Raw genomic sequence first — 19,537 nt, forward strand, 5'->3', positions numbered from 1 at the left:
CGCTCGGCGTCAGAAGCCGGCCAGGTCCCGGACGATCCGGTCGTTGCGCAGCCGCCCCTCGAGGGTCGGCACGATCCGCCCGGACAGGGCGGCACGGCCGTCCACGAGCCCGTCCGCGATGAGGGCGGCCACGAGGTCCCGCAGCCGGGCGCCGTCGTCGCCGGCCGCGGCGAACCCCTCCTCCACCTCGGCGAGGCCCAGTCCCGTGGACGTGCGGGCGGCGAGCATCACCCGCTCGAGCCGGCGCGCCGGCGCATCGGGGATCTCCCGGCCCACAGCCGGGGTCACGCCCGTGGCCAGGCGCTGCGCGTACGCGGCGGGGTGCTTCGCGTTCCAGAAGCGCACGCCCGCCAGGTGCGAGTGCGCGCCGGGCCCCACGCCCCACCAGTCCTGGTCCTCCCAGTAGGCCACGTTGTGCCGCGCCCGGTGGACGCCCGTCCCCTCCGGGTCCCGCGCCCAGTTGGAGACCTCGTACCAGCGGTAGCCGGCCGTGGCGAGCATCCGGTCGGCCAGGACGTACTTGTCGGCCTGGTCGTCCGGGTCGACGTCGTCCACCTCGCCGCGGGCCACCCGGGCCCCGAACTTCGTGCCCTCCTCCACGATCAGGGAGTACGCGCTCACATGGTCCGGCGCGAGGGCGACGGCCGTCTCGAGCGTGGCGCGCCAGTCCTCGAGCGACTCCCCCGGCGTGCCGTAGATGAGGTCCAGGGAGACCTCGAGGCCGGCCGCGCGGGCCGCGGCGACGGCGGCGGGCACCGACGCGGGACGGTGCGTGCGGTCCAGTGTGGCCAGCACGTGTGGCACGGCCGACTGCATGCCGACCGAGAGCCGGGTGAATCCGCCCGCGGCGAGCGTGGCGGCGTACTCCGGGGTGATCGTGTCCGGATTCGCCTCGGTGGTGACCTCCGCGCCAGGCACGATCCCGAACCGCTCCCGCGCCGCGGCGAGGATCCGCACGAGGTGGGAGGCCGGCAGCAGCGTGGGCGTGCCGCCGCCGAAGAACACGGTGTGCAGCGGGCGGGCGGGCACGCCGGAGGCCTCGAGGGCGCGCTCGGCGAAGGCGAGCTCCGCGATGGCCGTCTCGGCGTAGTCGCCGCGGGCCGCGCCCGGGCCGAGGTCCACGGCCGTGTACGTGTTGAAGTCGCAGTAGCCGCAACGAACGGTGCAGAACGGCACGTGCACGTACAGGCTGAACGTCCGCGGCGCGCCGGCGGCCGCGGCCGCGCGGACCCGCGCGCCGACGTCGGCGGGCAGGGCGCCGTCGTCGGGCACCGGCATGCCCAGGGGAAGGGCGGGCACTTACTTCTTGGCCTGCTCGGCACCGTCCGAGGACAGTGCGGCGATGAAGGCCTCCTGCGGGACCTCGACTCGGCCCACCATCTTCATGCGCTTCTTGCCCTCCTTCTGCTTCTCCAGCAGCTTGCGCTTGCGGGAGATGTCGCCGCCGTAGCACTTGGAGAGCACGTCCTTGCGGATGGCCCGGATGTTCTCGCGCGCGATGATGCGCGCGCCGATCGCCGCCTGGATCGGCACCTCGAACTGCTGACGCGGGATGAGCTCCTTGAGCTTGCCCGTCATCATCACGCCGTACGCGTAGGCGTTGTCCCGGTGGGTGATCGAGGAGAACGCGTCCACCTGCTCGCCCTGCAGGAGGATGTCCACCTTGACGAGGTCGGCGACCTGGTCGCCGTCGGCCTTCCAGTCCAGGGAGGCGTAGCCCTTGGTGCGGGACTTGAGCTGGTCGAAGAAGTCGAACACGATCTCCGCGAGCGGGATCCAGTAGCGGATCTCCACGCGCTCCTCGGAGAGGTAGTCCATGCCCTTGAGATTGCCGCGCTTGGCCTGGCACAGCTCCATGACGGCGCCGATGAACTCGCTCGGCACGATGACCGTCGCCGAGGCCATCGGCTCCCGCACCGCCAGGACCTTGCCCTCGGGGTACTCGGAGGGGTTGGTCACGGTGATGACCTCCTTGTCCTCCTTCGTGACCTCGTAGACCACGTTGGGCGCGGTGGAGATCAGGTCCAGGTTGAACTCGCGCTCGAGGCGCTCCCGGATGATCTCCAGGTGCAGCAGGCCCAGGAAGCCCACGCGGAAGCCGAAGCCCAGCGCCACGGACGTCTCCGGCTCGTAGACGAGCGCGGCGTCGTTGAGCTTGAGCTTGTCGAGGGCGTCGCGCAGCACCGGGTAGTCGGAGCCGTCGATCGGGTAGAGGCCGGAGAACACCATGGGCTTGGGGTCCTCGTAGCCGCCGATCTCCGCGGCGGCGGGCTTGGCGTGATTCGTCACCGTGTCGCCCACCTTCGACTGGCGCACGTCCTTCACGCCCGTGATGAGGTAGCCCACCTCGCCCACGGACAGGCCCTGGGAGGGGTGGGGCTCCGGCGAGGACACGCCGATCTCCAGAAGCTCGTGGGCCGCGCCCGTGGACATCATCCGGATCTTCTCCCGCGGGGAGAGCCGGCCGTCCATGACGCGCACGTAGGTCACGACGCCGCGGTAGGTGTCGTACACGGAGTCGAAGATCATGGCGCGGGCCGGGGCGTCGGCGTCGCCCGTGGGGGCGGGGATCCGCTCGACGACGCGGTCCAGCAGCGCCTCGACGCCCATGCCCGTCTTGCCGGACACCCGCAGCACGTCCTCCGGCTCGCACCCGATCAGGGTGGCGATCTCGGCGGCGTAGCGGTCCGGATCCGCGGCGGGCAGGTCGATCTTGTTGAGCACGGGGATGATCTCGAGCTCGTTCTCCATGGCCAGGTACAGGTTGGCCAGGGTCTGTGCCTCGATGCCCTGCGCGGCGTCCACCAGCAGGATCGCGCCCTCGCACGCGGCGAGCGAGCGGGAGACCTCGTACGTGAAGTCCACGTGCCCGGGCGTGTCGATCATGTTCAGGGCGTAGTCGGTCCCGTCCAGCGCCCACGGCATGCGCACCGCCTGGGACTTGATGGTGATGCCTCGCTCGCGCTCGATGTCCATGCGGTCCAGGTACTGGGCCTTCATGTCACGCGGCTGCACCACGCCCGTGGACTGCAGCATGCGGTCCGCCAGCGTCGACTTCCCGTGGTCGATGTGGGCGATGATGCAGAAGTTGCGGATCACCGAGGGGTCGGTGGCGGCGGGCGCCGGGGGGTGGGACGCCTGGGGCGACACGGGCACATCCTTGGAAGTCTCGGGGACGGGTGGGGTGGAACACTGACCGCCCATTCTTCCATGCCCGCCCGGCCGGATAGATTCGGGCCCATGGCCTTCGACTTCCAGCGCGCCCTCTCCCTCGGCCGGCAGGCCGCCCGCCTCCTGGAGACGCTCAGCTCCTCCTCCGACGCCGGCCCACGCCGCGGCTCGTCCCGCCGCGCCTCCGGCTCGGGGACGGGCGGCGGCGCCGGGCCCGTCTTCGACCTGGGCGTCCCGCCCCGGGATCCGGGGGCCCCGGCCTTCGACCCGACCCGGCGCACCGACGACTGGCCCACTCCCCCGGCCGGCGGTGCGCGCCGGCCGGACCGGCGCCGTGTGGACGAGGTGCTGCGCCGCGCCCGGGACGCGGACCGTGCCGAGGGACCGGCGGCGTCGGGGCGCGCGGCGGGCCGGCCGGACCGGCGGTCCCCCGCCGAGCTGCTCCCCGACTTCACCGGCCGCGCGCGCGTGGAGTACGACCCCGTGCCCGGCCCCGCGGCGGGCCCGGGCGAGGTGGTGTGGACCTGGGTCCCGTTCGAGGAGATGGACGGCCGGGGCAAGGACCGCCCCGTCCTCCTCGTCGGCCGCGACGGCGCGTGCCTGCTCGGCCTCATGCTCACGAGCCGGGACCGCAACAACGCGGACCTGCGCGACGAGGACTACGTGGACGTCGGCGCCGGGCCGTGGGACCGGCGCGGCCGGGCCTCCGAGGCGAAGGTGGACCGCGTGCTGCGCGTGGACCCGGACGCCGTGCGCCGGGAGGGCGGGGTCCTGGACCCCGCGCGGTTCGAGGCCGTGGGCGACGCGCTGCGCCGCCACCAGGGCTGGGAGCGCTGACGCGCCACGCCGAGGCACCCCCCGGCCATGTCCGGGACACGCAGATGATAGGATTGTGGGCATTGTGTCCGCCGGTCGACGGGCACCCCCGGACCGGGATCGCCACGGTGTCCCCACGCCACTGAAGTCCACGGATCCGGGAACCCTCCACGACCCCCCTGTTCACGCGGCGTGCGGACCACCCGTCCCGCGCCGACGACGTAAGGACCAGAGTTGGCCAACATCAAGTCTCAGAAGAAGCGCATCCTCACCAACGAGAAGGCGCGCCAGCGCAACATCGCCGTGAAGTCCGAGCTGCGCACCGCCATCCGCGCCGTGGACAAGGCCGTGGCCGCCGGCGAGGCCGAGGCCGCCGCCGCCGCGCTGCGCACCGCGAACCGCAAGCTGGACAAGGCAGCCTCCAAGGGCGTCATCCACAAGAACCAGGCCGCGAACCGCAAGTCGGGCATCGCGAACCGCGTGAAGGCCCTCTTCGCCTGATCCGCAGCGCCACACCGCCACGGCCCCCGCTCCGAGACCCTCGGACGGGGGCCGTGGTGCGTCCGGGAAGGGTCCGCGGCGTGGTCAGCGACGCACGGCCGTGGCGATCCGGATGACCGCTCGCTCGACCGCGAAGTCGGGGTTGCGGGAGGCGCCCTTGACCTCGGCGTCGGCCTGGGCGATCCACTCGACGGCCTGCGCGATCCCGGCGGGCGTCCAGTGGCGGGCGGCCTGCTGCACGTAGCGCACCTGGAACGGGGCCACCCCCAGGAGGGAGGCGAGCTCGCCCTGCTCCCGGCCGGCGTCGATGATGCGCGCGACCTGGCGGGCCTTCAGCGTGAGCGCCGAGGTGATCATCACGGGGTGCACGCCGGTGGCCAGCGCGTGGCGGACGAGGGACACGGCGCGGGCGGCCTGGCCCTCGAGGGCGGCGTCCGCGACGGCGAAGCTCGTGGCCTCGACGCGGCCGCCGTGGTAGGTGTCCACCATCTCGGCGGTGACCGTGCCGGTGGTGTCGTCGATCAGCTGACGGCACGCGGCGGCGAGCTCCGTGAGTGAGGCGCCGGTGGCGCGCACGAGGGCGCGGGCGGCGTCCTCGTCCACGCGGCGGCGTGCGTCGCGGAACTCCGCCTGGACGAGCACCAGGCGGTCCTCGTCCCGCTTGAGGGGCGCGCAGTCCACCACGGTGCCGGCCTTCGCGACGGCGTCGAGCAGCCGCTTGCCCCGGCTGCCGCCCGTGTGGCGCAGCACGAGGGTGACCTCGTCCGCGCCGGGGCCCTGCTCGACGAGGCGCAGGGCGTCGGCGAGGAAGGCGTCGTTCATGGACTCGAGCCCGTCCACGCGGATGAGGGTGGGCTCGGCGAAGAGCGAGGGGCTGGCGGCCATGGCCAGCTGCCCCGCCTGGTACTCCCCGGCGCGCAGGTCGTGCACCTCGAGGCTCTCGTGCCGGGCACGCAGCGCGGCCGTCACCCGGTCCCTGACCCAGCGGGCCACGTAGTCCTCGGGGCCCTTGAGCAGCATGAGCGGGCCGGGCTCCGTGCGGCGCCAGGCCAGCGGATCCGTGCGCGGGGCGCGGCCGGAGCGGGGGCTGCGGGCGGCGGACATGGGCACCATCCTAGGGTGTGGAGACGGGGACGGCGGGAGGGCGGACGGTGTGCACGGCGATCCCGGGATCCCCGTCCGAGCCCGACTCCAGGGTGAGCGCGAGGGTGCCGTGCCGGTCAGTGCGGGCCACCGGGCCGAGCCGCTCGAGGGCGGCCACGGTGGCGGGGTGGGGGTGTCCGTACGTGTTCTCTGCGCCCACCGAGACGACCTGGAGCCGGGCGCGGACCGCCGCGGGGACGTCCGTGCCGCCGTTGCGCGCACCGTGGTGGGCCACCTTCAGCACGTCCGCGGAGGGCGGCGGGGGTGCGTCCGAGCGCAGTCCGGCCGCCCAGGCGGCGCTCGCCGCCTGCTCCATGTCCCCCGTGACGAGCACGGTCAGCGGGCCCACGGCGCCGCGCACAGTGAGCAGGAGCTGTGCGGAGGCGTCGTTCTCCTCGGGCGCGGCGCGATCGGCGAGGAGGACGCTCCACCGCACCGATCCGTTCTCCCCCTCCTGGCCCGTGTGGAGCGGCGTCGCTCCGGAGGGCGGCGGCATCGCGGGGTCCTCCCCCGTGCTGGCGCGGCTCCTCCCTCGTTCGAGGGGTGTGCCCGCGGCGGGGTCGCCGAGCGGCGAGCTGCCGGCCGAGCGGGTGGCGTAGTGGACCGCGCCAGGGGCGAGCTGCCCCGTGAGCCCGGCCAGCCCTCCGGCATGATCCGCGTGGAGGTGGGTGAGCAGCACCGCGTCCACCCTCTCCACGCGCAGGTCCGCGAGGCATCGTCGGGCGGCGTCGGGATCCGGTCCGACGTCGACGGCGAGGGCAGAGTCCACGCCCGTGCGGAGGACCGTCATGTCCCCCTGCCCCACGTCGCAGAACGCCGCGACCCAGCCCGCGGGGACGTCGCCGGCCGGTCGGGGGGTCAGCACCGCGCCCACGCCGCCCGTGGCCGCGGCGATCAGCGCGGCCGTCAGGACCGCGGCGGCGGACACCCGCCGGACGCGGTCCGGCGCCGAGCGACCCACGCGCCGCACGCGGGGAGGCGACTCCCGTTCCAGCACCAGGACCGCACGGAAGCCCGCGAGCGTGGCGACCGTGAGGAGGGCGCCGAGGGCGAGCCCGAGGCCGCCGCCCGGCCATGGCCGCAGGGCGCCCGGCAGCGTGGCGGCCGTGGTCGCGGTCCAGCCGATGGCCGCGGCCGGCCACTGCGCGATCCAGACGAGGGCGGCCGCGATCGGCGGGGCGGGCAGGACCAGCGCGGCGGCGAGCGTGCCGAGGACGGTCACCGGTGCGACCGCGGGGGCGGCCGCGATGTTGGCGAGCACGGCGTAGGCACTCACCGTGCCGGTCATGGCCAGGAGGATCGGCTGACACGCGAGGTGCGCAGCCACGGTGACGGACAGGGACGCGGAGAGCCAGCGCGCGGCGGAGTCGGGCAGCACGCGCGCCATCCGCGGATGCAGCCACCGGTCCGCGGGGGCGGCGACGAGCACGATCCCCGCCGTCGCGGCCAGGGAGAGGTGGAACGCGACCTCCGTCGCGAGAGTCGGCGCGACCACGAGCAGCCCGGTGCCGCCCACCGCGAGCAGGGAGAACGCCTGCCGGCCGCGGCCGAGGAAGAGGGCCAGCGCCCCCAGCGCGCCCATCACGGCCGCCCGGAGCACGGAGGGCTCCGGTCCGACGACGACCACGAACACCCCGAGCGTGGCCAGCGCCGAGGCCACCACCGCGTGCCGGTGCACGCGCAGCGAGCGCAGGACCACGGCGACCGTGCCCAGGAGCAGCGCGCAGTTCGCCCCTGACAATGTACGCTGGGGGCATGCGAGCACGTGAGTACCTGAGGGTGAGCCGGGACGCGAGCGGCGAGGGCCGGTCGCCGTCCGAGCAGCACGCCGAGAACGCCGCCGCCGTGGCCGACCAGGGCTGGGACCTGCACCCGGAGCCGTACCGCGAGGACCGGGCCGTGAGCGCGAGCCGCTACGCCCGCGGGAAGGCCCGCCCCGCCTTCGAGCAGCTGCGCGCCGATCTGGCCGCCGGCACGTTCGACGCCGATGTGCTCGTGCTCTGGGAGGCGTCCCGCGGCGGCCGCCGCGTCGGAGAGTGGGCCGACCTGGTCGACGCCCTGGAGGCCGCGCGCGTGCTCGTCTACGTGACGAGCGAGGACGCCGCGCACGACCCCGCCAAGCCCGGCGGCCGCCGGGCGCTGCTGTCCGCCGCCGTGGACTCGGAGCACGAGTCGGGGAAGACGAGCGTGCGCATCCGGCGCACCGTGCGCGCCCGGGCCGAGGCCGGCGGCGTGCACGGCAAGAACCTGTGGGGTTACGTGCGCAGGTACGGCCGCAGCTCCTCCGGGCATCCGGTGCTCGAGGCCGTCGAGCCCGACCCGGCGACCGCGCCGATCGTGCGCGACGTCTTCGAGCGCGTGGCCGCCGGCGACGCATCCTGGGCCGTCGCCCGCGACCTGAACCACGCCGGTGTGCCGACCCGCCGCCCGGCGCGCACCGCGGGCCGAGCCCAGATCGGCTGGACTCAGCGCATGGTGGTCCAGCTCGTGCGGACCGAGGCCTACGCCGGGGTTCGCGTACACCGCGACCCGGAGACCGGTGAGGTGCGGCGGACGCCTGCCGTCTGGCCGGCCCTGGTGGACCGTGCCACCTGGGACCGTGCGCAGGATGTGCTGGCCGCGCGTGGTGCCGCTGGACGCCGGGACGCCGACTGGGCGGCGACGCATCTCCTCACGGGGATCCTGCGGTGCGTGTGCGGCGCGCCGATGCGCACCGGACGGCAGAACTCCGGCGGCGGCGCGCGCTACGTGACCTACGCCTGCCCGGCGACGCCCGGCGGCCAGCCCGGGCCGCACACGTCGATGCGCGAGGTCCACGCCGACGCCCTCGTGGTCGAGGCCGTGCTGAACACACTGGCCGACCCCGCTTTCCTCGCCCGGGTCGGCAGCGAGCAGGGCGAGACCGACACCCGCCGCGAAGAGCTGCGCTCCGAGATCGCCGCCGCCGAGACCTACCTCGCCGAGGCGAAGGCGGCCAGCGCCGCCGCCCTCGACCTCTCGATCCTCCTCGAGGCCCGCGACGCCGTGGCGCCGCGGCTGGAGGCCGCGCGCCGCGAGCTCGAGCTGCTGGCCGGCGTCTCCCCCGAGGTCGCCGCCCTGGCCGGGCGCGAGGACCTGGACGACGTCTGGGAGTCGATGGACGTCGCCGCCCAGCGCCGGGTGCTCCGGGCCGTCGTGCGGCCCGTGGTCCTGCCCGCCGTGCCGGGCCGGCGGGGCCTGGCGGCGGCTCGTGACCGCCTGGAACTGGTGTGGCGCTGATCTTTTTTCTGCCCGCTGATCAGGCATTTCTGCCGCATACTGCCTAGTCAGAGCCATTTGGGCTTGTTCAGTGGCTCCCCGGGCAGGTAGAGTAGACGCACCGGGTCAGGGAGGCCCGGACCACCCCGGCGCAGCCCGACCCCGTCGACGCAACCTCACTCGAAGCCACACTCGCAGCAGCCCTCGAAGCACCCCGAACCAGAGACTCGCGCTTCGCCTCCTGTCAAGGAGGAGAACCCCGTGACTGCTGTCACCCTGCATGCCCCCGCCGCCGAGCCGGCGGACCTGATCGACTACCGCGAGGCCGCCCAGCTGCTGAACAAGGCCCCCTCGACCGTCTACCAGTACGTGGCCGACGGCACCCTGGCCGCCTACGACCGGTGCCGCGAGGGGCGCCAGCGCCCGAGCCTCCACTTCTCCCGCGCCGAGGTCGAGGCCTACGTGGCCCTGCGCCGCGGCGAGACCGCCGTCCCGCGCCACCTGGCCGACCTGAGCGAGGCCGACCGCGAGGTCGCCCGTGGCTTCGGCCGCCGCGCCGCCGCCGCCGCCCCGGCCCTCTCCGAGGCCGCCGCGACCGAGGCCGCCGCCGCGTTCGCCGCCGCCCTGAAGGGTGGTGCCCTGTGAGCGCGAACCTCTCCGTCGTCCCCGACGTTCCGGCCGAGGCCCCCGCCAAGGCCCACACCGCCGCGCGCACCGCCGAGCTCGCCGTGATGACTGCCGAGGTGGCCATGGCGGCCGCGACGATCGGCGACCTTGAGCGCGAGGTCGTGCGCCTCTACCTGGAGCGGGCCGACCGGTCCCTGGAGCCGGAGGACACGGCCGCCGCCCTCCTCCACGCAATCAACATGGGTGTGGCCCAGGCCAACCTGACCGCCAAGGACAAGACCGACAAGCTCCCGAAGCTCAGCGCGCTGTCGGCGGTCGCCGTGGCCGAGATGATGGTCGCACTGGACCACGCGGTGCTGGTGGCCGCCACCGAGGCCGAGTCCCGCCGTGGCCGGATGATGCCCGCCATGTACGACTCGGACCCGGCGTCGCCGACCCACGGCACGTACCAGGCGGACGAGGAGCTGCTGCGCGCTCGGGCGCGCCGTTACAACCGGCACATGACGGTCAACCTCTGGCGCGAGGTGCGCACCGCGCTCGTCGACATGGCCCCTGTGGTCACGCTGACCGACGACCGGGACCTGGTGCCGATGCACAACGGCGTGTTCGACTACCGCACCAAGGCCCTTGGCGAGTTCTCCCCCGAGCTGGTGTTCCTGTCCAAGAGCCCGGTGCGCTACGTCGAGAACGCGCCGAACCCGGTGATCGACACCCCCGACGGTGACCAGTGGGACGTGGAGACCTGGATGACCGCCCTCTCCGACGACGAGGGCGTGGCCGAGCTGCTGTGGCAGTGCACCGGCGCGGTGCTCCGCCCGCACGTGCGCTGGAAGAAGTCGGCCTGGTACTACTCCAAGCGCGGCAACAACGGCAAGGGCACGCTGATGGAGCTTCAGCGCGCACTGGTCGGCGAACACCGCGTGGCCGAGCTGTCCCTCAAGGCGATGTCCGACGGGCACAAGCTGGAGAAGCTGATCGGTGCCGCCGCCGTGATGGGCGACGAGAACAACGTTGGCGACCTCGTCGACGACGCGACGACGTTCAAGCTGCTCGTGACCCACGACCCCGTCGAGATCAACCCGAAGCACCGGCCGCCGTACGACTACAGGGCACACGCGTTCCTGATCCAGTGCCTCAATGAGCTGCCGACGTTCAAGGACAAGTCGGACAGCTTCTACCGCAGGCAGCTGTTCATCCCGTTCAAGAAGTGGTTCGGCGACGTCGGGCCGGACGGTCAGGCGCTGGAGCGGACCTACATCAAGACCGACTACGTCCACCGCCAGGACGTCCTGGAGTACGTGGCCCACCGCGTGCTGCACATGGACTACTACACGTTCTCCGAGCCGGCGGTGTGCCGCGAGGTGCTGGAGACCTACAAGATCACGACCGATCCGGTCAGGGATTTCTGGGAGACCATCTCCGGGTCGATCGTCGGCGACGTATGGACGCAGCCGCTGCTGCACGACCTCTGGACCGCCTGGGCGCGCAAGCGCGCGGCGCGCTCCGAGGGCATGAACGCTGCGAAGCTGATCGCCGCGATCGACCGCATCGTGAGCGAGACCGGCGAGTGGCAGGTCCGTACCGGGACGCAGATGCGCGTGAAGGGCGACTGGCTCGTGGAGCCCGAGCCGCTGATCCGGGAGTACGGCCTGGAGGACTGGGTCCGCCACGACCGCCAGGGGCTGCCGATCTGGGACTCCGCCCCGCGCGAGGGCCGGGCCTGTGGCGGCCGCGTGCAGGGTGTCCTGGAGCGGGTCGGCGCGCCGGAGCTGGATCCGGAGGAGGCCGCCGCGGCCCTGGCCGTCGCCGAGGCACGCGTGGCCGTGACGCGCGCGGCCCTGGGTGGTGTGGGCGCGCACCTGCGCGCCGAGGCCGACGCCTGGCGCGCCGCGCACCCGGAGGCCGCAGGGCACCAGCGCCGGGTCGGCGCAGACGGGTGCTCGCTCGACTGCGAGCTCTGCGCCGAGATCGAGGCGTACCGCGCGGCCGAGGGTCAGCTGCAGCGGGCGCGTGAACCGCTGCAGCTGGCCCTGACGGCCGCCGAGGCCGAGGTCGAGACTCTGCGCAAGGTCGTTACCCAGTCGTGACCTTGGCCTGAGTGCCGCCGGGCGGCGTTTCTCCTCGACCACGAGCAGAAACGCCGCCCCACCCCGGGGCTTGCATTCTGATACAGCTATCAGATAGAGTAGTCATCACAAGGCGAGGGCAGGGAGGCCCGAGCCGCCACCGAAGGGGAACCGAAATGACCGAGACCACCACCCTCAACCTGGTCCGCGCCGAGTCCGTCTACGCCGCCAACCACGAGCTCCACGAGCACGCCTGGGACGACATCGACGACCTGGTCGCCGCCCTGCGCGATTACGCCTCCGGCTACGAGGAGGACTACGACTGGGGCGCGCTGCGCACGCAGGGCGTCGAGTCCGTCTACCTGGAGGGCGAGCGCCCCCGGCGCGAGCGCTTCCACCTGACCGCCCCGATCGACGAGGTGCTGGCCGCGCACGACCGCTCGCAGCGCACCGCCGACGTCGCCGATCGCGTGCGCCTCTCCTCCGCCCTCGCCGAGTACCGGGAGGCCGCCGACGCCGAGCAGGTCGAGGAGGTCGAGGCGGCACTCGCCGAGCTGGGCGCCGAGGTCGCGGAGTTCGAGGCCTGGACGGTCGAGGCCGACGGCCGCCCCCTGACCGCGGAGGTGCGCGAGGCCCTGGCGGAACTCGACCGCGACTTCGCCGAGGAGCTGTTCGACCGCTGGAAGGAGGCGCTGGCCGCCGACGAGTTCGAGGCCCCGGACCTCACCCAGGTCCACGTCGACTGGTGCCCGGGCGCACCCCGCGCCGCAGTCCGCACGATCGAGGAGTTCGAGGCCGGCCAGGCCTGATCCACCACAGCCCCGGCACCGCGTAGGCGGCGACGGCTCACGACCGAGCCGGGGCACGACGGACCGACCAGGGAGGGTCGGTCCGCACCCGAGAGAAGGAGGCCCGCCGTGGCCACGAACGACCAGATCATCAACCGCCAGCGCGTCCGCGAGCTCGGCGAGGTCTTCACCGCCGAGCGCGAGGTGCGCGCCATGCTCGACCTGGTTCCGGAGATGTTCCCGGCCGCCGACCGCCCGCTGGACGTCCGCCGGACCTTCCTCGAGCCGGCCTGCGGCCGCGGCGCGTTCCTTGTCGAGATCCTGGCGCGGAAGCTGCAGCACCTGGACGGGGCCGTCCAGAACCCGTGGCATCTCGAGGCCTACGCGCTCGACGCCCTGGCGTCGATCTACGGGGTGGACATCGACCAGGAGAACGTCGCCGCGTCCCGGCTGGCGCTGCTCCGGGTGTTCGCCCAGTGGCTCGGTGCGAGGGTGTCGGGCGTCGACGAGAGTGTGTGGGACGCGGCCCTGGTGATGACCCGCGAGAACATCAAGCTCGGCAACTTCCTGGGCGACATGGACTGGATCGTCTGGACGACCTGGACGCGCGTGGGGGTCATGCGCTACCTGCGGTCGTGGTCCACGGCGGGCGGCGAGCTCCTGGAGGCCGACGCCGAGCCCGTCTGGCGGCACCAGCTCGGCGGCCCGATGACCACCGCGGCGGACGCCTACGCTGCCGAGTTCACCGAGTGGGAGATCGAGGACATGCACGGCGTCGACCCCGAGGCCGAGGCCTACTGGGCCGAGCCGGCCGTCTGAGCCCGGGCACGACGAGAGGCCCCCTCCGAGGAGGGGGCCTCTTCGCGTCGGCGGTCAGTCCTCGCGGCGGTCCCGGGTCCGCAGCAGCGCCCAGGCCGAGCGCTCGCCGATCGCCAGCGCGCCGGCGATCTCGCGCCAGGGCACCCCGAGGTCGCGGGCGGCGCGGATCGCGGCGACCCGCTCCTCCGTGGCGGCGGCGAGGGCGTCGCGGCTGCGCGCGAGTCGGTCAAGGGCGTGTCGATTCTCCTGGTTCTCCATACGATCAGCATACCAGATAGAGCCGCCTGAAGTCGCCCTCAGATTTCTTCGTCTGCGGCTTGCATCTGATAGGCCTATCCCCTAGACTGGGACCATCGGCAGGGGCAGGGAGGCCCCGGCCACCGAACGAACGAACGAAGGAGAACGCCCATGTTCACGATCCCCGGCACCAACGACATCGACTTCGACGCCCCGGCCGTCGAGACCCACTACGGCCCCCTCTACTACGTCCCCACCGGCCCGATCACCGTCCGCCGCGACGGCGACATCGAGTTCGATGACCCCGAGTTCGACGAGCTGATCGCCGACGAGGCGGAGCGCCGCCTCCGGGAGGACGCCAAGTACGACAGCGCCTTCTGGCGCCTCGAGGAGACCTACCTCGACGACCTCGCCCTCGAGGCGGTGGCCGCGTGAGGGACGACCTCCTGGACGTCGCGGAGGCCGCCGGCGTGACCGGCGGCCCCGCGGGGCCCGAGCACGTGGCCGTGGTCCTCACCTGGGACGAGGCACCGGAGGAGCCGGAGGCGGAGACGATCCACCTCGGCACGCTCGTCCTGCTCATGCTCGCGGTCCTGATCCTGGCGGGGGTGGTGGCGTGAGCGTCAAGGCCTTCATCGCGCAGCTGCGCCGGGGCCGGGCAGCCACGCCCGTGGCCCCCGAGGAGCGCGCCACTGCCCGTCAGGTCGAGTACGCCCGAGACCTCCTGGAGGGGGGCGGCTGGTCGGTCGACGTGCTCTCGCCCGCGCACTGGTGCGCGGGGCTGCGTTTCAGCATCGGGGAGACCGATGCAGACCCGGAGACCGGCGAGGCCGCGATCACGCCGGGCCAGGTGCTGGCCCGCATGTCCCGCTCGCAGGTCTCGGCCGTGATCTCGGCGCTCGAGCGCTTCCGGTGGGGCGGCCACGAGTTCAGGGAGAGCGCCTGGCTGCTGAACGAGACCGCGCCCTGACGTAGGCCCGCGCCGGCGGAGCTGAAGGCCTGATCCAGCCCCCGAGGAGCTCCGCGACGGTGTTCGCGGGGCTCCTTCGTGTGTGGCCTCATTGGTCCCGGCTAGGGACCGGCATTGGCCCATTGGGCATCGCCCGAGCGCAGCGAGGGACCATCATCGGGCACCGTCGGCTATGCCGACCACCACTACTCGGACCCTCGTCGTGGTGCCAGTGCCCCTTATGCCCTTGTTCGGACCCCGCGTCGGAGCGTTAGCGGAGACCGGGGGCCGGGCCGATCTGGTTTCTGATCAGGGGGAAAGGGTCTCGATGGGCCGGGCGTTGCGACCCTCGAAGAGGGCGTTGAGACCCGTCCGGCCCATTGGGACCCCCCGTAGAAATCCCTGATCAGAAACAAAGAGGGTCGCAACGAGCGCCAGCTCTCGCTGGTTCCTCGTTGCGACCCTCTGTTCAGTCAGTGATCGGCGGTGGTCAGGTGGTCATTGGACAGGTGCTGGGCCTTCCAGACGGTCCAGTCGTCGGGGTGTCCTGGTGCGTCCGTGGTGCTGGCCATCCAGCGGACCACGGGGTGGACGTACGGAGACCCGAGCAGGTGCCCGAGCGCGACCCGGCAGGAGGTCCAGTCCCCCGAGGCGAACGCGGCGGCGGCGGCCACGGTGAGCGGTCCGGCGGCGATCGAGGCCGGCACCGCGCGCACCACGGCGGCCCAGTCGGCGAGCACCTGGCCGGCGTTCGTGCGCTCGATCGTGCCGAGCACGTGCTCCAGGACGGTGGGCAGGGCGACCAGCGCAGCACGGGCCCCTGGGCTCGTGGTGTGCGCCAGGGCGTCCACGGGTGCGTGCCCGTCCGTGAGGGACAGCAGCGCGTCCGTGGCGTCCCCGGCGGCGTCCGGGTCGAGCTCGGCACCGGGCTCCAGGTGCGCGGCGTGCTCGGCGCGGGACCGGGACGGGGCGCAGCCGGCCAGGGCCAGGCGCACGGCCTCGGGGTGGTCGCGGACCTCGTCGATCGGGCCGCCGCGGCTCGGCTCGTCCGCGGCGCGCCAGGCGTCCTCGAGCACCAGCAGCACGTCGGCCACGGAGCAGCGCTCGTCCTCCGGGCCGGCGATCGCGCGGGCGAGCATGAGCGCGCGGTACGGGTGCATGCCGTAGCCGACCACCGCGACTCCGGTCACCTCCTCGGGCTCGGCGGCGGCGGTCATGGTCTCCAGCGCCCGGGGGTCGGCGAGATCGGCGAGGGCCACGCGGGCGGCGAGCAGTACGCGGCCACGGTCGCTGAGGTAGCAGGCGACGGCGTCCCCGGGCGACGGGGCGTAGCCGAGGATCGAGGGGACGGCGCAGATGAGGCCAGCGGGATCGGTGAGCATGGGGTCTCCTTCGTTGGTTCAAGCTTTAACCCTCCGCATCGACATCTGCAGCCGCAGCGCGACCACACCGACACACCAGCGAGGGGCGCCCTGGCTCCCGGCGGCGGCTACGCCGCGGCAGAGCGCCGGAGGGCGGCGGCAGAAGTCAGACACGCGTCAGACACGCCGGTTCGGCTGGCCTACGTGTGGAAATGGCGGCGAAGGGCCGATGTCTGTCTTGTCTTACTTTTAGACGGCAAACCTCCTAGAGAGGGTCGTATCTCTACTCTCTATAGAACTTTCCTCTAGAGAGTAAGACAAGTCAGACATCATGCAGTTTCGGCTGAAGTACCAGCAGAAACGGTGTCTAGATCCTTGTCTGACCCGTGTCTGACTGCGCGAATCAGCAGACATCGGGCCTCCGCCGCTCCTGCGCCACGTGGGCTCCCCGCTCGCTCCGCGTGGGCCGCCGCCGGGCCTTTCTGCCCCCTGACCAGGGGAAACGGCATCGGGGATTTCTTCGCCTCTGGACTTGCTTTAGGTCCTCGCCCTTGGTATGCTTATAGCAGCGGCCCGGAAGGACGAAGGGCCGCCCCGGCGGGAGGCCGGGAGCACGCCGAAGATCGGGAAGCCTGACGGCCGCCCGGCGCGTGGAGTCGCCGACACCACGCCCCGAAGGAGCGCTCCCCATGTCTGCCCTCTCCAACGCCCTCCGTGCGCCGGCCCCGCGGCCCGCGCGCGTGACCTGCCCGGCCGGGCTGGTCCAGATTCGCCTGGCGGTCGAGGACCCCGAGGCCTACGAGGCCCTGGAGGCCTTCTACGCCGCCCCCGCCCGCGTCGGCCGGGTCGGCGACCAGCTCACCCCGCCGCGCGTGCGTCAGGCGCTGATCGACACCCTCGGCGTCGACGTGCCGTCTCAGACGATCGGGAAGCACCGCGGCTTCGGCTGCAGCTGCTCCCGCGAGAAGCTGGACGCGGCCATCGCCGCCGCCCGTGAGGAGGCCGGCGAATGAGCGCCCTGGCCGACGCCCTGCGCGCCCCGGCGTCCACCGCCCCGGCCCCGCGCCCCCGCCCTGACGCCCCCGCACTCGTGGACTGGGACGGAGTCACCGGCACGGCCGTCCTGACCACCGCGCCGCAGCCCGCCGCGTACGACTCGATCGTCGAGGCCCTGGGCTTCGACCCCGAGGACGTGCAGGTCGAGGGCACGCCCAAGGCCTGGACGATGGCCGCCAAGGACGGCGAGCGCCAGGTCCAGTACTGGGCCAAGCTCCGCCACCGCAGTACCATCGTCGCCACGCCGGTCCTCGACGGTCTGCTGGCCGCCAGCCGTGCCCGTCGTTCGCTGGTGCCCCGTGACGGCTCCACCGCCGTCGTCGTGTGCCTGGCCGACCTGCAGATCGGCAAGCAGGACTGGCGCGGCGGGACGCCCGAGCTGATCGAGCGCATCGCCACGACCATGGACGAGCTGGAGGCGCACCTGCGCCGCACCAACCCGGCGCACGTGGTGCTGGCCGACCTGGGCGACATCGTCGAGGGCATGGAGTCCGGCGGCGGCCTGGAGTCGGCGCTGTCCAGCAACGACCTGAGCCTGCCGTCGCAGATCGAGGTCGCGGCCCAGATCGTGCACTGCTTCGTCGAGCTGTGCGCGCGCTACGCCGACGAGGTCACCGTCGCCGGCGTCGGCTCGAACCACTGCCGCCTGCGCCGCGGCAAGGTCGACATCGGCACGCCCGCGGACGACTTCGGCCTCATGCTGATGCGGATCCTGCGCCAGCAGTACCGTAATCACCCGGCGTTCGAGCACGTGCGCTTCGTCCTGCCGGCCGAGTACGAGGAGCACGTCCTTCTCGACGTCCTCGGGACCCGGATCGGCATCGTCCACGGACACCAGGCCCGGTCTGTGCAGAAGATCGGCGACTGGTGGGCCAAGCAGTCCCACGGCGGATCGACCCTCGGCGACGCTGACCTGCTGCTCGTCGGGCATTACCACCACTGGGCGACCGCCCCGTCCGGCAGGAGCATCCACACCGGGCGCGAGAAGCGCTTCCATGTCGCCCCGACGCTGGACAACGGCTCGAGCTGGTTCCGCAACGCCGGCGGCGGCGCGGACTCCGACACCGGTCTGTTGACGCTGACCGTCACCGAGGGCGTCGGCGTGGTCGACACCCGTGTGCTCCGCGAAGGGGGCTGGCTCTGATGCTGATGATCGAGAACGCCGAGACCGGCCAGATGGAGCTGCACCCGGACGCCGAGCTGACCGAGAACCAGATGCACGAGGGCGTCGCCGCCCTCGTGTGGCACGAGACCGGCGACGGTCACGGCGAGTGGCGCACGCCCGAGGGTGCGCTGGTGCTCTCCTGGGACGAGGACGAGCGCTGCTGGGTCGACGTGCCGGACTGTGCCGAGTACGACACCGTCGCCCTCTGGTGCTCCGCCTACCCGTGGGCGCGGCTGGAGGTGACCCCGTGAGCCGCGAGGAGCGCACCTGCGCCGCGTGCAAGACGCACCCGGCCCACCTGTCCTGGCTGTGCGTCGGCTGCCGCGGGGACTTCGAGTCCCAGGTCCAGCGCCTGCCGCGTCTGCGCGACGAGCTGGAGGCGGCCCTCGTGAAGAGCGGGGGCCGCCCCTCCGGCGGGGGCGGCTCCGCCATCGCCGCGCCGCTGCCGATCAACCTGAACGCGTCCGACCTGCTCGCCGACCTGGCCGCCTGGCAGCGCCGCGCATGGTCGCTGCTGCCCGCCGGCGCACGCCGCCCGGGCGTGACCCTGGCCGGCGTGGTCCCGACCCTGGTCCTCCTGCCGCTGGTCGGCGACGTGGCCGGCGAGCTCTGGTGGCTCTACGAACGCACCCGCCGGCTGGCTGAGCCGCCCGCCGAGCGCGTCGGGCTGGGCCGGTGCACGTGCGGTGCCGACCTGCTGGCACCGTTGGACGCTCACCGCGAGCGCTGCTCGAGCTGCGGCACCGTGCACGACGTGCAGGCGCTGCTGGCCGAGCGCACCGCCCGCGCCCGCGCCGTGGCCGAGGCCGACTACGCCGACCAGCTCCTGTCGCCCGCGGCGATCGAGGCGCTGACCGGTGGCCGGGTCCGCGCCGAGCGGATCCGCCAGTGGAAGCGCCGGGGGAAGCTGGAGAGCCACCCCGGCACCGCCGGCCGCCCGGTCTACCGGCTCGGCGACGTGCTCGAGGTCGAGGGGCCGCGCGGTGGCCGGGCCTGAGGCACGCATCGAGGCCTACCTCCGGAAGGAGGTGGAGGCGGCCGGGGGCCTGTGCTGGAAGTGGGTGTCCCCGGCCAACGCCGGGGTTCCCGACCGGATCGTCATGCTCGCCGGCCGCGTGGTCTTCGTCGAGCTGAAGGCCGCGGGCGAGCGCCCCCGGCCCCTCCAGCTGGTCAAGCACCGGCAGCTGCGCGCCGTCGGCATGGACGTCCGTGTGATCGACTCCCGCGACGGGTGCCGCGCCCTTGTCAGGGAACTCACAGCCTGAGGGCTGGAGCGGCGGGACATTGTAGTCTATGCTGGTGAGTGCAAGGTGGTTGGAGCCTTCCTTGCGCTTGTGGATGTGTTGGGGGTCACGCTCGTACAGCGGCGTGACCCCCTCCATGTTTCCCAGGGAACCCACAGCTACGAACCCTTGACGCCCGCCCCGTCTGTCACGTAGTCTGTAACTATGATCGCCACTGGTGGCGGTCGCGGCCCCCGCACCTCCCACTTCGGCGGGCAATGGCCGCTTGAACACCACGGCCCCCAGGCTCCCTCCGCGTGTCCCTCCTTCCACGCGGAAGGTCGAGCCGGGGGCCGTGGTGTCTCTCCAACCGCTTAT

At 73.0% G+C, this 19,537-nt stretch carries 21 protein-coding genes; 15 read left to right on the top strand and 6 right to left on the bottom strand.

Annotation, left to right across the window (positions count from 1 at the left end; translation table 11 throughout):
- Nucleotides 1-9 precede the first annotated feature (9 nt).
- Entirely contained in the window at nt 10-1,299 is a 1,290-nt protein-coding gene (hemW, locus tag LG274_RS02540) for a radical SAM family heme chaperone HemW (RefSeq protein ID WP_248115581.1), read from the bottom strand.
- Nucleotides 1,300-3,150, bottom strand: a complete 1,851-nt coding sequence (lepA, locus tag LG274_RS02545) for a translation elongation factor 4 (RefSeq protein WP_248115582.1) — start codon at nt 3,148-3,150, stop codon at nt 1,300-1,302. It abuts the gene before it with no gap.
- Between the two features lie 90 nt (nt 3,151-3,240).
- Between lepA and LG274_RS02550 the strand changes: the two genes are divergently transcribed.
- Nucleotides 3,241-4,008, top strand: a complete 768-nt coding sequence (locus LG274_RS02550; RefSeq protein ID WP_404465184.1) for a type II toxin-antitoxin system PemK/MazF family toxin — start codon at nt 3,241-3,243, stop codon at nt 4,006-4,008.
- Between the two features lie 213 nt (nt 4,009-4,221).
- Nucleotides 4,222-4,488, top strand: a complete 267-nt coding sequence (gene rpsT / locus LG274_RS02555) for a 30S ribosomal protein S20 (protein WP_248115583.1) — start codon at nt 4,222-4,224, stop codon at nt 4,486-4,488.
- Nucleotides 4,489-4,572: 84 nt separating this feature from the next.
- On the opposite strand, the gene holA is transcribed toward rpsT, so the two are convergent.
- Both holA and LG274_RS02565 read right to left on the bottom strand, forming a co-directional pair.
- Nucleotides 4,573-5,592, bottom strand: coding sequence for a DNA polymerase III subunit delta (gene holA, locus LG274_RS02560; protein ID WP_404465186.1), 1,020 nt, complete (start codon nt 5,590-5,592; stop codon nt 4,573-4,575).
- A 10-nt stretch (nt 5,593-5,602) separates the two neighbouring features.
- Nucleotides 5,603-7,396 carry a ComEC/Rec2 family competence protein gene (locus tag LG274_RS02565; protein WP_404465188.1) on the bottom strand — a complete coding sequence of 598 codons (1,794 nt, stop codon included), beginning with the start codon at nt 7,394-7,396 and terminating at the stop codon, nt 5,603-5,605.
- Between LG274_RS02565 and LG274_RS02570 the strand changes: the two genes are divergently transcribed.
- The 5 genes from LG274_RS02570 to LG274_RS02590 all read left to right on the top strand — a co-directional run bounded on the left by LG274_RS02570 (nt 7,387) and on the right by LG274_RS02590 (nt 13,168).
- The gene (locus tag LG274_RS02570; protein ID WP_404465190.1) at nt 7,387-8,889 is read left to right on the top strand and encodes a recombinase family protein; all 1,503 of its coding nucleotides are present in this window, start codon (nt 7,387-7,389) and stop codon (nt 8,887-8,889) included. The genes LG274_RS02565 and LG274_RS02570 overlap by 10 nt on opposite strands.
- Before the next feature lie 240 nt (nt 8,890-9,129).
- A complete protein-coding gene (locus LG274_RS02575; protein WP_404465192.1) occupies nt 9,130-9,513 on the top strand; it encodes a helix-turn-helix domain-containing protein in 384 nt (127 codons plus the stop codon).
- Nucleotides 9,510-11,582, top strand: a complete 2,073-nt coding sequence (locus LG274_RS02580) for a phage/plasmid primase, P4 family (protein ID WP_404465194.1) — start codon at nt 9,510-9,512, stop codon at nt 11,580-11,582. The genes LG274_RS02575 and LG274_RS02580 overlap by 4 nt, the downstream gene beginning before the upstream one ends.
- Before the next feature lie 155 nt (nt 11,583-11,737).
- On the top strand, nt 11,738-12,370 hold the full coding sequence (locus tag LG274_RS02585) for a hypothetical protein (protein WP_404465196.1): 633 nt from the start codon (nt 11,738-11,740) through the stop codon (nt 12,368-12,370).
- A gap of 108 nt (nt 12,371-12,478) precedes the next feature.
- A complete protein-coding gene (locus LG274_RS02590) occupies nt 12,479-13,168 on the top strand; it encodes a hypothetical protein (RefSeq protein ID WP_404465198.1) in 690 nt (229 codons plus the stop codon).
- Between the two features lie 54 nt (nt 13,169-13,222).
- Here LG274_RS02590 and LG274_RS02595 read toward each other — a convergent pair whose 3' ends face one another.
- Nucleotides 13,223-13,426, bottom strand: coding sequence for a hypothetical protein (locus tag LG274_RS02595; RefSeq protein WP_404465200.1), 204 nt, complete (start codon nt 13,424-13,426; stop codon nt 13,223-13,225).
- 150 nt (nt 13,427-13,576) lie between these two features.
- Here LG274_RS02595 and LG274_RS02600 point away from each other — a divergent pair, with 150 nt between their 5' ends.
- From LG274_RS02600 to LG274_RS02610, 3 genes are read left to right on the top strand one after another with little or no spacing between them, the layout of a single operon-like run.
- Nucleotides 13,577-13,840, top strand: coding sequence for a hypothetical protein (locus LG274_RS02600; RefSeq protein WP_404465202.1), 264 nt, complete (start codon nt 13,577-13,579; stop codon nt 13,838-13,840).
- A complete protein-coding gene (locus tag LG274_RS02605) occupies nt 13,837-14,025 on the top strand; it encodes a hypothetical protein (RefSeq protein WP_404465204.1) in 189 nt (62 codons plus the stop codon). Before LG274_RS02600 ends, LG274_RS02605 begins: the two co-directional genes overlap by 4 nt.
- Nucleotides 14,022-14,375, top strand: a complete 354-nt coding sequence (locus LG274_RS02610; protein ID WP_404465206.1) for a hypothetical protein — start codon at nt 14,022-14,024, stop codon at nt 14,373-14,375. Before LG274_RS02605 ends, LG274_RS02610 begins: the two co-directional genes overlap by 4 nt.
- A gap of 452 nt (nt 14,376-14,827) precedes the next feature.
- On the opposite strand, the gene LG274_RS02615 is transcribed toward LG274_RS02610, so the two are convergent.
- Nucleotides 14,828-15,736, bottom strand: coding sequence for a DUF4192 family protein (locus tag LG274_RS02615; protein WP_404465208.1), 909 nt, complete (start codon nt 15,734-15,736; stop codon nt 14,828-14,830).
- Between the two features lie 668 nt (nt 15,737-16,404).
- Between LG274_RS02615 and LG274_RS02620 the strand changes: the two genes are divergently transcribed.
- From LG274_RS02620 to LG274_RS02640, 5 genes are read left to right on the top strand one after another with little or no spacing between them, the layout of a single operon-like run.
- Complete coding sequence (locus tag LG274_RS02620) at nt 16,405-16,728, top strand: hypothetical protein (protein ID WP_404465210.1); 324 nt, start codon at nt 16,405-16,407, stop codon at nt 16,726-16,728.
- The gene (locus LG274_RS02625; protein ID WP_404465212.1) at nt 16,725-17,915 is read left to right on the top strand and encodes a hypothetical protein; all 1,191 of its coding nucleotides are present in this window, start codon (nt 16,725-16,727) and stop codon (nt 17,913-17,915) included. Before LG274_RS02620 ends, LG274_RS02625 begins: the two co-directional genes overlap by 4 nt.
- Complete coding sequence (locus tag LG274_RS02630) at nt 17,915-18,187, top strand: hypothetical protein (protein ID WP_404465215.1); 273 nt, start codon at nt 17,915-17,917, stop codon at nt 18,185-18,187. Before LG274_RS02625 ends, LG274_RS02630 begins: the two co-directional genes overlap by 1 nt.
- On the top strand, nt 18,184-18,933 hold the full coding sequence (locus LG274_RS02635; protein ID WP_404465217.1) for a hypothetical protein: 750 nt from the start codon (nt 18,184-18,186) through the stop codon (nt 18,931-18,933). The genes LG274_RS02630 and LG274_RS02635 overlap by 4 nt, the downstream gene beginning before the upstream one ends.
- A complete protein-coding gene (locus tag LG274_RS02640; RefSeq protein ID WP_404465219.1) occupies nt 18,920-19,201 on the top strand; it encodes a VRR-NUC domain-containing protein in 282 nt (93 codons plus the stop codon). Before LG274_RS02635 ends, LG274_RS02640 begins: the two co-directional genes overlap by 14 nt.
- Nucleotides 19,202-19,537 lie beyond the last annotated feature (336 nt).

This window comes from Micrococcus antarcticus, assembly GCF_044872765.1.
Lineage (GTDB): Bacteria > Actinomycetota > Actinomycetes > Actinomycetales > Micrococcaceae > Micrococcus.